At 66.3% G+C, this 12665-nt stretch carries 12 protein-coding genes; 6 read left to right on the forward strand and 6 right to left on the reverse strand.

Annotation, left to right across the window (positions count from 1 at the left end):
* Positions 1-67: 67 nt before the first annotated feature.
* Positions 68-1915 carry a flavin-containing monooxygenase gene (locus tag QNN99_RS07890; RefSeq protein WP_229965918.1) on the forward strand — a complete coding sequence of 616 codons (1848 nt, stop codon included), beginning with the start codon at positions 68-70 and terminating at the stop codon, positions 1913-1915.
* 120 nt (positions 1916-2035) lie between these two features.
* Here the strand turns inward: QNN99_RS07890 and QNN99_RS07895 are convergent, their stop codons facing one another.
* The 5 genes from QNN99_RS07895 to QNN99_RS07915 form a co-directional block, all read right to left on the reverse strand.
* The gene (locus QNN99_RS07895) at positions 2036-3124 is read right to left on the reverse strand and encodes a cytochrome b/b6 domain-containing protein (protein ID WP_229965919.1); all 1089 of its coding nucleotides are present in this window, start codon (positions 3122-3124) and stop codon (positions 2036-2038) included.
* 346 nt (positions 3125-3470) lie between these two features.
* Positions 3471-4457 carry an electron transfer flavoprotein subunit alpha/FixB family protein gene (locus QNN99_RS07900; protein WP_229965920.1) on the reverse strand — a complete coding sequence of 329 codons (987 nt, stop codon included), beginning with the start codon at positions 4455-4457 and terminating at the stop codon, positions 3471-3473.
* Complete coding sequence (locus tag QNN99_RS07905; RefSeq protein WP_229965921.1) at positions 4457-5242, reverse strand: electron transfer flavoprotein subunit beta/FixA family protein; 786 nt, start codon at positions 5240-5242, stop codon at positions 4457-4459. The genes QNN99_RS07900 and QNN99_RS07905 overlap by 1 nt, the downstream gene beginning before the upstream one ends.
* A 153-nt stretch (positions 5243-5395) precedes the next feature.
* The gene (locus QNN99_RS07910; protein WP_229965922.1) at positions 5396-6223 is read right to left on the reverse strand and encodes a MaoC/PaaZ C-terminal domain-containing protein; all 828 of its coding nucleotides are present in this window, start codon (positions 6221-6223) and stop codon (positions 5396-5398) included.
* Entirely contained in the window at positions 6220-7125 is a 906-nt protein-coding gene (locus QNN99_RS07915) for an SDR family oxidoreductase (RefSeq protein WP_229965923.1), read from the reverse strand. The genes QNN99_RS07910 and QNN99_RS07915 overlap by 4 nt, the downstream gene beginning before the upstream one ends.
* A 96-nt stretch (positions 7126-7221) precedes the next feature.
* Between QNN99_RS07915 and QNN99_RS07920 the strand changes: the two genes are divergently transcribed.
* The 5 genes from QNN99_RS07920 (at position 7222) to QNN99_RS07940 (ending at position 11424) form a co-directional block, all read left to right on the forward strand.
* Complete coding sequence (locus QNN99_RS07920; RefSeq protein WP_229965924.1) at positions 7222-7980, forward strand: enoyl-CoA hydratase family protein; 759 nt, start codon at positions 7222-7224, stop codon at positions 7978-7980.
* A gap of 7 nt (positions 7981-7987) precedes the next feature.
* Positions 7988-8839 carry a CoA transferase subunit A gene (locus QNN99_RS07925; protein ID WP_229965925.1) on the forward strand — a complete coding sequence of 284 codons (852 nt, stop codon included), beginning with the start codon at positions 7988-7990 and terminating at the stop codon, positions 8837-8839.
* Positions 8836-9588, forward strand: a complete 753-nt coding sequence (locus QNN99_RS07930) for a CoA-transferase subunit beta (protein WP_229965926.1) — start codon at positions 8836-8838, stop codon at positions 9586-9588. Before QNN99_RS07925 ends, QNN99_RS07930 begins: the two co-directional genes overlap by 4 nt.
* The gene (locus QNN99_RS07935; RefSeq protein WP_229965927.1) at positions 9585-10664 is read left to right on the forward strand and encodes an NAD(P)H-dependent flavin oxidoreductase; all 1080 of its coding nucleotides are present in this window, start codon (positions 9585-9587) and stop codon (positions 10662-10664) included. The genes QNN99_RS07930 and QNN99_RS07935 overlap by 4 nt, the downstream gene beginning before the upstream one ends.
* A gap of 85 nt (positions 10665-10749) precedes the next feature.
* Positions 10750-11424 (forward strand): hypothetical protein, encoded by a 675-nt coding sequence (locus QNN99_RS07940; protein WP_229965928.1) that lies wholly within the window; start codon positions 10750-10752, stop codon positions 11422-11424.
* A 79-nt stretch (positions 11425-11503) separates the two neighbouring features.
* On the opposite strand, the gene QNN99_RS07945 is transcribed toward QNN99_RS07940, so the two are convergent.
* A complete protein-coding gene (locus QNN99_RS07945) occupies positions 11504-12655 on the reverse strand; it encodes an acetyl-CoA C-acetyltransferase (protein ID WP_229965929.1) in 1152 nt (383 codons plus the stop codon).
* Between the last annotated feature and the right edge of the window lie 10 nt (positions 12656-12665).

Below are 12665 nucleotides of genomic sequence, written 5' to 3' on the forward strand. Positions count from 1 at the left end.
GCATCCCGGCGAGCTGTAAATGGGGGGAACCGCCGGGGCTGCTTTTTCCACGAAGTAAGGACGATAAATGAGCAACCGCAGTGCAACCGCCACCTCCGGCGGACACGCCCGCCACGACGGTCAAATCCTTGATGCGCTCGATGTTGATTCGCTGAGGGCAAAGTACAAGCAGGAACGGGACCGGCGGATCCGGCCCGACGGCGCCACGCAGTACCAGCCGGCCACGGGAACCTTCGGCTACTACGCCACTGATCCGTACACCGAGCGAACTGAGCGCGAGCCGCTCACCGACTCCGTCGAGGTCCTGGTGGTCGGGGGCGGATTCGGCGGCTTGCTCACCGGTGCCCGCCTGCGCCAGGCCGGCGTCGAGGACATCCGCATGATGGATGAGGCCGGCGACTTCGGCGGCACCTGGTACTGGAACCGCTACCCCGGCATCCGCTGCGACATTGAGTCCTATCTGTACCTGCCGCTGCTTGAAGAAGTAGGCACGATGCCCAGCGAGCGGTACGCCCCGGGCGAGGAGATCCGCCGGCATGCCGTGGCCATCGCCAAGAAATTCGATTTGTACCGCGACGCCGTCTTCCACACCCGGGTCAGCAGCCTGACCTGGGACGAAGAGGCCCTGGAGTGGATCGTGCAGACCGACCGCGGCGACACGATGCGCGCCCGCCAGGTCATTACCTCCTCCGGAACCCTGACGCAGCCCAAGCTTCCGGGCATCCCCGGCATTGATTCCTTCAAGGGCCACACCTTCCACACCAGCCGATGGGACTACGGCTACACCGGCGGGAACCAGTTCGGCGGGCTGTCAAAGCTGGCCGACAAGAAGGTTGCCGTGATTGGCACCGGAGCCACGGGCATTCAGGTGATTCCCATGGTGGCGCGCGACGCCGAGCAGCTCTTCGTTTTCCAGCGCACCCCCTCCTCGGTGGATGTCCGGGACAACCGCCCCACCGATCCGGAGTGGGCAGCGTCCCTGAAGCCCGGCTGGCAGCAGGAGCGGATGGACAACTTCCTCTCCGTTATCTCGGGCGAGCCGGTGGAAGAAGATCTTGTCGGCGACGGCTGGACTTCCACGGCGCAGCTCCAGCGCAAGATGATCAGCGGTTCCGTTGACACGACCGTTTCGGCAGAGGAACGGGAACGGATCGACGAACTGGTCGACTTCGCCAAGATGAACGAGATCCGTGCGCGGATCGGCGCTGTGGTGTCCGATCCCGCCACCGCCGAAGTGCTTCAGCCCTGGTACCGCTACATGTGCAAGCGGCCCACCTTCAGCGACTTCTACCTGGAGGCGTTCAACCGCCCCGACGTTACGCTGGTCGACACAGCGGACTTTGGCGGCATTACGCGCATGACGGAGACCTCCATCGTGGTGGGCGACGTCGAATACGAAGTGGACTGCGTCATTTTCGCCACCGGGTTTGAGGTCGGCGTCTCGGGCGTGACCTCCGGTGCCATGCCCGTCACCGGCCGCGGCGGGCGCACGCTGCTCGAGGCCTGGAGTCGGGGGCCGAGGACGCTTCACGGCTTCTATACCAATGGCTTCCCCAACCTCTTCCACCTGGGCCCGATGCAGAACGCCAACTCCGTCAACTTTGTGCATATCCTGCTCGAACAGGCCAACCACATTGCCGCCGTCATCGCCAAGGGACGCGAGACCGGAGCCGACTACATTGAGCCGACGGCGGAAGCCGAAGATGCGTGGTGCCGGACCATCCAGGAAACATCGAACGACAACAAGCAGTTCCAGGCCGAATGCACACCGGGCTACTACAACCGTGAAGGCAATCCGCCGCCCGTGAGCTTCTCCTTCGGGCCGGGGCCGGTTGTCTTCCACCGCCTGCTCAAGAAGTGGCGTGAAGAGGAAATCCTTGACGTCCTGGCCGTCAAGGAGAGCCAGCGCGCTTAGGAAACAAAGAATGTAAGGAGCCGACAACGAAACAAGGACTCCGGACGGCGATCGCCGTCCGGAGTCCTTGTCTTCATCGCGTTTTTGTTCGTGTTCTCCGTCGCTGACCTGGAGAGAAAGTTAGCGCCCGACCTTGCCAAATAGCGAGGCGATGGGAGCCAGAATCAGCGGGCGGGCCGCAAACCACGCTCCAACCATCACGAGCAGCGAGGCGAAGAAGACCCAGAACCCGAACCAATTCACCGCATCCTGGCCGCCGTACATGTGGTTGAGATTGCGCAGCGCACCGGTTGATAGCACCAGGGCGACGTGCACAATGATGAATCCGACAAAGTAGAACATCACGGGGAGGTGGATGGCCCGCGCCACTTCGATCGGATAAAGGGTGCTCAGCCGCTTGGCCTTCGAAGGCCACAGGTCCGACATCCGGAACCCGCTGGCGGCAGCGAGCGGCGCCGCGATGAAGATGGTCACGAAGTAGGCAAGCACCTGCAGGCTGTTGTAGTTCACCCAGCCATTCTCCGTGGGCCAGTCCAGCGAAAGGTACTGCAGGGCGGCCGAAAGGGCGTTGGGGAAAACGTCCCAGCTCGTGGGAACCACCCGCATCCACTGCCCGGTAACAGCGAGCAGAACCACGAAGATTCCCCCGTTGACCAGCCAGAGAAGGTCCAGAGACTGGTGCAGCCACAGGGTGATGCTGATCTTCTTCGGATTCTTGCCCCAGCGCGGCGTCCAGGATGCCGGCGGCTTCCGCTGCGTCCGGACCTGCCAGCCCGAGCGAATAATCAGGACCATGAAGAAGGCATTAAAGAAGTGCTGCCAGCCAAGCCAGCCCGGCAGCCCGACGGGGGCGTCATGCGGGAGGTGGCTTTCACCCGGGTACTGGGCGATGAAGCCCTGCACGGAGTCCTGGGTGACGAGCCATCTGGCCACCAAAACGGCGATGGCGAAAAGGGCGAGCAGCGCAGCAGTCGCGAGACCGCCCCGCGCGAGCCTGCTGCGCCCGGACGAGGGAGCGCCGGCCTTTGCTGCAGGTTTTGCCGTCGTTTTCCCTGCCGGATTGGCTGCCGCGGCGGCGGAGGCAGCGCCTGCAGCCGGAGCCTGGGTCCGAGCACCGGACGCTGAAGCAGAACCCGAAGCTGAACCTGACGGGGCACCGGCAGGAGAAGCCGACGGCGTCCCGCTGCCTCCGGCGGCCGGGCGCGGCATACCCTGACGTCGCCCCGGCACTGCCGGAGCCGGTGTGGCGGTTGCCGCTGGTGTGGCCGCCGCCCCTACTCCGCTTCCATTGGCGGCCGAAGAGACTGCCGGCGCGGGGGCGGTGCTGGTCCCGGTGGCAGCGCGGGGCAGGCCCTGACGCCTGCCAGCCGGCGCAGCAGCCGGTGCTGCGCCGGCAGGCACGGCACCGGCTGCTGCGGTGTTATCGGATGCGGGCGTCACTGGTGTTGCGGTTTCTGGTGTTACTGGTGTTGCTGTTGCAATATTCTCCTGCTTGTCCCCCGCCTCGCCGGCGGGAGCGCCGGGAACTCGGGGAAGGCCCTTCCTCACCATGGAACTATCCCCGCTTCGATTCGATTGCTTTGACCAGCTGGGGTACTACCGTGAACAGGTCGCCCACCACGCCGAAGTCGGCGATTTCGAAAATCGGAGCATCGGCGTCCTTGTTGATGGCGATGATCGTCTTGGCGGTCTGCATTCCCGCGCGGTGCTGGATGGCACCGGAGATGCCGAGCGCGATGTAGAGCTGCGGGGCAACCGTCACTCCGGTCTGGCCGACCTGGAGGGTTTGCGCCACGTACCCGGCGTCCACCGCTGCCCGCGATGCTCCGACGGCTCCGCCAAGCGCATCGGCAAGACTCTCAACGAGGGCGAAGTTCTCACCGGATCCCACGCCGCGGCCGCCGGAGACGACCACCTCGGCGCCGCGCAGTTCGGGGCGCGAGGAGGCAACGATTGTCTCTTCGTAACTGTTGATGAGGGCGTCGGGTGCTCCGGACGCAGCCACAGCCAGCAGCTCTGTTTCGGCGTCCTGCGCGGCGGCCCGCACGCTCGACGACCCCTGGCGGAGCGTGATCACGAGAGTTCCGGCAGCAGCGGCGGAGTCGACGGAATAGGCGCCGCCGTAAACGCTGTGGTGGGCGACTACTCCCTCCTCATCACGGGAAACACCGACGGCATCCGCGGCCAGGGACGAGCCGGAGCGTGCCGCAAAGCGTGCAGCGGCATCCCGGCCCTGGATGGAGTTCGAGACCAGCACGGCCTCGGGCGAGACGGCCGCAGCGGCCGCGCTGAGTGCATCGACCAGCGGCGAGACCACGGCCGTGTCGAGCTCGGCTGATTCACTGATCATCACGTAACCCGCGCCGAGTGCCGCCAGCTCAGCGCTGAGCCGGTCCGCGTTGCCTGGCGCCGCGACGGCGAGTGCTACGGGCGTGCCCACGGTTGAGGCCGCGCCAATGACCTCTGCTGCGCTGGAGCGGAGCTGGCCGGCCGGTGAGACATCGACGAGCACGAGAACTGAGTTCGCAGGGTAGGCGGTCATTATGAGCGTCCTTTGATGAGTTGGTTCTGGATGAGGAAATCGGCGATCTGCTGACCGGCGTCGCCGTCGTCCTCAATGCGGATTCCGGCGGTGCGCGCGGGGCGCTGCGCCACCGCGATAATGATGGACCGGCCGGCGTTCTCGTCGACCGTTATGCCCAAATCGGCCAGGGAAAGCGTCTCGAACGGCTTCTTCTTGGCGGCCATGATGCCCTTGAAGTTTGAGAAGCGCGCATCGGGAAGGGCCTCGGTGATCGAGATGACTGCCGGAAGGGCAGCGCTGACCTCGAAGGCGCCCGACTCGATGTTCCGGCGCCCGGCGACGGTCGAGTCGGTGATCTCGACAGTGCTCAGCGAGCTGATGCCGGCAACGCCCAGCAGTTCGGCGAGCATCGAGGGAAGGACGCCGCCTCCCCCGTCGGTGGAGAGGTTGCCCGCGACGACGAGGTCAAACCCGATGTGCCGGATGGCGGCGGCGAGCGTTTCGGCGGTCAATGTCAGGTCTGCGCCCAGCAGGGCGTCGTCGTGAACATGCACGGCGCGGTCCGCGCCCATGGCCAGGCCCTTGCGCAAGCTGTTGGGCACCGTCGCGGGGCCCACTGCAAGCAGGACAACCTCGGTTCCCGGGTTGCTGTCGCGGTGCGTCAGCGCAACCTCGAGGGCCCGCTCGGTGATCTCGTCGAGCACGAGATCACTGCCGGCCCGATTCAGCAGGCCGGTTTCCAGATCCAGGGTACGATCGCCCCAAGTATCCGGAACCTCTTTCATTAGTACAACAATTTTCATCATGTGCCCTTCGTCATCGTCGTCAAAGACTCTTTGTTGATGGTCTTCACAACCGCGGTCTCGGCTCGGCGGACCCCGCCGCGATCGTATCCCAGACCTGCCGGTTCTTGTGATTCGTGTCATAGTCGGGGGTCTTGCTTCGACCCTGGGTGCTCATCCGAAGACCGCCAGGCCCTCGGTGATCACCGGCTGATCCCCCACCCGGGCGTCGAAGCGGCCGCCCTCCCAGGTGCGCACGGTGATCTCATCCCCGGGGAACACGACGCCGGCAAAGCGGCCGGCAAGCTGGACGAGGTCTGCGGGATGGGCTCCGGCAAGCTCGGCCAGCGGCAGTGTGGCGGATGCCAGCGAGGCGAGGCCGTGCAGGATCGGGCGCTTCTGGCCGATGCGCTCCGCAGCCTGCGGATCGATGTGGATGTGGTGCCGGTCGCCCAGCAAGCGGTACAGCGCCGCCTGATTGGCTACCGTCTGCACGCTTGCGCCGCCGAGGGGTTCCTCGGTCAGGGCTGCGGACTTGGACGGACCGCGGTCCCCGCCAAAACCGCCGAAACCGGGGGCGAACAGGCTCCACGTCGCCACGAAGTACTCACATTCAACGATCACGTTGAACACTGCCGCGGCGCCCTTGTCCCACACCTCACCCACCCGTGCGTTGAGCAGGATCTCCCCTGACCGCGGCAGCGGCTTGAGGACGGCCAGCTCCTGCGATCCGTGCACGGCTCGGTTGTCGAAGGCTCCCTGCTCGGCCAGCACATCCGGTGCCCACTGCGCCAGGGTCAGCCCGAACGAGGGGAGAACACGCAGCCGGTCCTCGAAGACCAGATCAAGGTCGCCGGCCGGGGCGCCGACGGCCAGCGCATAGAGGATGGCGTCGGTTTCGGTATAGCCGACGGTGCGTTCGCCGAGCGCACGCCCGGCCCAGGCGCCGGCCCCGGTGAGCTCAGTGCCGGTGGATCCTGCCCCGGTCAGGTCCGTGCTCATACGCCGTAGACCGGCTCGGGAGTGGCGGCTTTGACGAGCAGCTGCTCGATCGCCTCTCCGGCGGCCGCAGCGTCCCAGCGCTGTCCCGCGTCCTCGGCGGGACCATGGTTCCAGCCCTCCTCGATGCAGATGCGGCCGCCTTCGATTTCAATCACGCGGCCGGTGACGGCGGCGGAGGATCCGCTGGCAAGCCAGGCGACGATCGGAGAAACATTTGCCGGGTTCATGGCGTCGAAGCCGCTTTCCGGAATGGCCATCGCCTCAGCAAAAGCGCCTTCGGTCATCCGGGTGCGGGCGGAGGGGGCTATGGCATTCACCGTTACTCCGTAGCGGCCCAGCTCCTGCGCTGCGACGAGGGTGAGCCCGGCGATTCCGGCCTTGGCGGCCGAGTAGCTTGCCTGGCCAACGCTGCCCTGCAGGCCGGCGCCGGACGAGGTGTTGATGACCCGGGCGTCGTGCGTCCTGCCGGCTTTGGCCTCGTTGCGCCAGTATTCGCTGGCGTGGCGCAACGGTGCAAAGTGTCCCTTGAGGTGCACCCGGATGACGGCGTCCCACTCCTCTTCCGAGGTGTTCACCAGCATGCGGTCGCGGACAAAGCCCGCATTGTTCACGAGTACGTCCAGGCGTCCGAAGGTGTCGATGGCCTGCCGGACCAGCGCGGCCGCCTGCTCGAAGTCGGCGACGTCAGCTCCGTTCGCCACCGCCTCGCCGCCCTCGGCGCGAATCAGCGCCACGACCTCGTGCGCTGGGCCCGAGGCCTCCGCCACGCCGTTGAGGGTGGTTCCCAGGTCGTTGACCACGACCTTCGCGCCCTGCCGTGCCAGCTCAAGGGCGTGTTCGCGCCCTAGGCCGCGGCCCGCCCCGGTCACGATGGCGACTCGTCCTTCACAGATGCCGGTCATGTCGTGCTCTCCTTTGAGTTGACTGCAATGTTCTGCAGTGTACCGTCTACCAAGCAAATGCTAGGCTATCAAGCAAACGTTAGGTAGGGTCACATTATGGCAATTACATCGAAGATGCACCACGACGGCGTGCGTGCGGTAACCATGGACTATCCCCCGGTCAATGCCCTGCCCGTGGAAGGCTGGTTCGCGATCAGCGAGGCCCTCGACGAAGCAGGCAAGGACCCGGACACCCGCGTTGTGGTCCTGCGGGCAGAAGGCCGGGGCTTCAACGCCGGCGTCGACATCAAGCAAATGCAGGCCACCGATGGCTTCAGCGCCATTCTGGGCGCGAACCGCGGCTGCTACCTCGCCTTCAAGTCGATCTACGAGTGCCCGGTGCCGGTCATCGCGGCCGTGAACGGTTTCTGCCTCGGCGGCGGAGTGGGGCTCGCCGGGAGTGCCGACATCATCGTTGCCGGAGAGGACGCGTACTTCGGTGTCCCCGAGGTGGACCGCGGCGCCCTCGGGGCCGCAACCCACCTCTCCCGCCTCGTGCCGGCGCATCTGCTGCGCACCCTGTACTACACCAGCCGGACCATCACTGCGCAGCGGCTGGCCGAACTGGGCAGCGTGGCCGAGGTGGTCCCGGCCGACCGGCTCGACGCCGCAGCGTTTGCCCTTGCTGACGAAATCGCCGCCAAGGACACCCGCGTGGTGCGGGCGGCGAAGGAAGCGCTGAACGGCATTGATCCCGTCGATGTCGTGAAGAACTACCGCTGGGAACAGGGTTTCACCTTCGAGCTCAATCTGGGCGGCGTCGCCGACGACCTGCGCGACGACTTCGTCGCCACCGGCCACTCCCCCGCGAAATGACCGGAAAATGACCAGCAAGGTCCTCGATGCCGAGGCGGTCATCGAGCAGTTCACCGACGGGATGACCATTGGCATCGGCGGCTGGGGCTCGCGGCGCAAGCCCATGTCCCTGGTGCGCGCCCTCGTCCGCTCGGGAGTCCGCGACCTGACAATCGTCAGTTTCGGCGGGCCCGACGTCGGAATCCTGTGCGCCACCGGACAGGCCAAGCGCGTGGTTTACGGTTTCGTCACGCTTGACTCGATTGCCATCGAACCGCACTTTGCCGCGGCTCGGCAGGCCGGCGCCGTCGAAGCCGTTGAGCTCGACGAATCCCTGCTCGTGTCGGGGCTCCGCGCCGCCGGGCGGCGGCTCCCCTTCGAGGCGACCCGTTCCGGCCTCGGCGCGGACGCCCTGGCGGGAAACCCGCACATCCGCACGGTCACCTCGCCCTATGACGACGGCGAAGTGCTGGTGGCCATGCCGGCCATTCCCCTCGATCTGGCCCTGGTGCACCTCAACCGCGCCGATGAACTCGGCAACGCCCAGTGCCTCGGGCCCGATCCGTACTTCGACGACCTGTTCGCCCGCGCCGCCGCGCGCACGATCGTCAGCGCGGAGGCGGTGGTGACCACTGCCGAACTCACCCGAAACGCGCACCCCTCCACTCTGCTGCTGAACCGCACCATGGTGGATCACGTGGTTGAGTCGCCGCTGGGCGCGCACTTCACGTCCTGCCTGCCCGACTACGGCCGTGACGAGGCTTTTCAGCGGGAGTACGCGCAGTCGGCGTCCTCCCCCGACGCCTGGCAAACGTTCCGCGCCCGCTACCTGGATCTGGACGACGCCGCCTACCGGGCGAACCTGGCCGGTGTGCGGTGAACGCGGTTACGCGGGCCGAAGTTGCCGTCACCGCCTGCAGCGATCTGTTCCGCGGCCAGGCCGACATTCTGGCCAGCCCGGCAGGCGTGGTGCCCACCATCGGTGTGCGCCTCGCCCTGTTGACCCACGCTCCCGACCTCATGATCAGCGACGGCGAGTCGACAATCCTCGGCGATGTGCCGGCCGTCGACCGGCCAAGCACAACGCCGGCGGGTTACCTGCCGTACCGTGAGCTGTTCGAATTGATCACCACGGGTCGCCGCCACGTGGTGATGGGCGGGGCGCAGATCGACCGCTTTGGAAACCAGAATCTGTCCGCCATCGGCGAGCATGCCCGGCCGACCCGGCAGCTTCTGGGCACCCGGGCCGCAGCCACCAACACCGTGAACCACGCCACGAGCTACTGGATCCCCCGCCACAGCCGCCGCAACTTCGTCGAGAACGTGGACTATGTGACCGGCATCGGCACCGACCGCGCCCGTGCCGCCGGCACCGCCGCCCGGTTCCACCGGCTGCACCAAGTTGTCACGAACCTCGGCGTCCTGGATTTCAGCGGACCTGATTCCAGCATGGCGCTGGTGTCGCTGCACCCCGGGGTAACCCTCGAGGAGATCCAGGCCGCGACCGGATTCCCGCTGCACAGTGCGGGCCCCGTCAGCACCACCCGCCTTCCCGATGAGCGCGAACTGCATCTCATCCGGGAGGTTCTCGATCCCCGGAACCGCAGAGAACAAGAGGTCCCTTCATGAGCACCGCAAACCGCATCTCCACCCCCCTCACCGAACTCACCGGCGTCGACCATCCCATCGTGCAGACGGGGATGGGCTGGGTGGCCGGGCCCCGGCTGGTTTCCGCCACGGCGGAGGCGGGGGCCTTGGGCATTCTTGCCTCCGCCACGATGACGCTCGCCCAGCTGGAGCAGGCCATCGTTGCGGTCAAGAGCCGCACGGATAAGCCTTTCGGGGTCAACCTGCGCGCCGATGCGGCCGATGCCCCTGCGCGGGCCGAGCTGCTGATCAAGTACGGCGTCAAGGTTGCCTCCTTTGCGCTGGCACCGAAGCGCGAGCTCATCGACAGGCTCAAGGAGAACGCAATTGTCGTGATTCCTTCGGTTGGCGCAGCGCGGCATGCCGAAAAGGTGGCCGCCTGGGGTGCAGATGCCGTCATGATCCAGGGTGGGGAAGGCGGCGGGCACACCGGCGCCATCCCCACGACGCTGCTGCTGCCCACTGTCGTCGATGCCGTCGACATCCCCGTCATAGCGGCGGGAGGCTTCTTTGACGGCCGCGGTCTCGCTGCAGCCCTTGCCTACGGCGCCGTCGGCATCGGCATGGGAACCCGGTTCCTGCTCACCAGCGACAGTTCGGTGCCCGAGGAAATCAAACAGCGCTACCTCACCTTCGGCCTCGACGGAACGGTGGTCACCACCAAGGCCGACGGCATGCCGCACCGGCTGCTGCGCACCGAGTTCGTTAACGGGCTGGAGGACACCGGAAGGCTGCGGCAGCTGCTGCCCACCCTGCGCCGCTCCCTGCAGTTCAAGGAGCTCTCCGGGCAGTCCTGGCTGGAGATGGCACGGGACGGTTTGTCGATGAAGCGAGGCACGGGCCGGAGCTGGAATCAGATGATGCTGGCCGCCAATACGCCCATGCTCCTGAAGGCCGGGCTCGTTGACGGCGACACCTCCGCCGGCATGCTGGCTGCCGGGCAGGTGGTCGGGGTCATCGACGAATTGCCGTCGTGCCAGGAGCTGGTCGATCGCATCGTCGACGAGGCGGTCCTGCGGCTGAAGGCGGCCAGCGGAGCCGTTCTCGTCCAGGGCTAACCGCCCGTTACACTCCATAAGGCAATGTGTGACTCAGGATACACACTGCCGTTTGTGTCAGTCTCAACATCAAGGAACACACTCAATGAACGTCATGAAGAACTCCCTCACCGCATTGGCCCTCGCCGGGTTGCTGGGCATGACAGCCTGCTCCACCGACGCTGCCAAGGGTGAGGCTGCAAGCACCTCGGCAACCGAGACGGCCTCCGCCTCAAGCGAGCCCACGGAAAGCTCCTCCGCCTCCGCCTCGAGCAAGCCCAAAGAATCCGCCTCCGCCTCGAGCAAGCCCAAAGAATCTTCCTCCGCCTCTCCGACTGCGTCCGAGACCAAGTCCAAGGACCTCCAGGACGAGCTTGCAGCGTTCGGTGAAGAGTGGACGTATGAGGATGGACTGACCGTGAAAGTCTCCTACCTCGGAGGCGCGACAGCGAGCCAGTATGCTTCGGGTGCAGAAGCCACCGGAGGCCAGCTGCGCCTGTTCGAGGTGAGCATCACCAACAACAGCGAAGAGATCTTTGATCCCGCCATGTTCAACGCCTCCGTCAATTACGGTGCCGAAGGCACCGCCGGCAAGCGCGTCTTCGACACGGGCAGCGGCCTTGAGGGTCAGTTCCAGGGCAAGATCCTCCCCGGCGGCACCCAGACGGTGAAAATGGGGTACGCGGTTCCGAACGATGCCCCGCTGGACCTGCTGGTGACCACAAGCCCGAGTTGGGACCATGAGGAGAAGCTGTTCCACGGCGAAGCCGTCAAGCCGTAGCCTTCCCCTCTGCAGCACGGAAAAGGCGGCCCGCATCCGGAAGATGCGTGCCGCCTTTTCCGTGCCCGGGTGACGTGCGTCAGAGGCGCTCGATGATGGTGACGTTGGCCTGGCCGCCGCCCTCGCACATCACCTGCAGGCCGAACCGTCCGCCGCTGCGCTCCAGCTCGTTCAGCAGCGTGGCCATGATGCGGGTGCCCGTCGCACCGATGGGGTGGCCGAGCGCAATGCCGCCGCCGTTGACGTTGATCTTGTCCCTGTCGATGTTCAGTTCCTGCGCCCAGGCGAGCACGACGGACGCGAACGCCTCGTTGCATTCGAACAGATCGATGTCGTCGACCTTCATGCCGGCGCGCTCCAGCGCGTAGCGGGTGGCGCGGATCGGTCCGGTCAGCATCCAGACCGGATCATCGGCGCGCACCGAGATGTGATGGATGCGGGCGCGCGGCGTCAGGGAGTGCGCGGCCACGGCGCCTTCCGAGGCAATCAGCAGGGCGCTGGCTGCGTCGCTGATCTGTGAGGCCACGGCCGCAGTGATCCGGCCGCCCTCGGTGAGCGGCTGAAGCGCCGCCATTTTCTCCAGTGACGTCTCCCGGCGGGGGCCCTCGTCATGGGCCAGCCCGGCGATCGGAACGATCTCCTTCGCGAACCGTCCGCCGTCCGCAGCGGCGACCGCGCGGCGGTGGCTTTCCAGCGCGAAGGCCTCCATGCTCTCGCGGGAGATGTTCCACTTTTCGGCGATCATCTCCGCCGAGCGGAACTGCGACACCTCCTGGTTTCCGTAGCGCGCCACCCAGCCGGGCGACTCGGCAAACGGAGTGGTGAAGCCGTACTGTTGGCCGGCGGTCATCGCCGCTGAAATCGGAATGGCCGACATGTTCTGCACGCCGCCGGCCACAATCAGGTCGGCGGTTCCGGACATCACTCCCTGAGCGGCGAAGTGCACGGCCTGCTGGCTTGATCCGCACTGCCGGTCAATGGTCACGCCCGGGACGTGATCGGGCATTCCGGCGACCAGCCAGGCGGTGCGGGCGATGTCGCCGGCCTGGGAGCCGAGCGTGTCGGTGCAGCCGAAGATGACGTCGTCAACGGCGCCGGGATCGATGCCGGTGCGCTCAACGAGTGAGGAGATGACGTGGGCGCCGAGGTCTGCGGAGTGGATGCCGGCGAGGGAGCCGCCGCGGCGTCCCCCCGGGGTGCGGACGGCGTCGATGATGTATGCGGTGGTCATGGCAAAGTCC

Source organism: Arthrobacter sp. zg.Y820 (assembly GCF_030125555.1).
GTDB lineage: Bacteria > Actinomycetota > Actinomycetes > Actinomycetales > Micrococcaceae > Arthrobacter_B.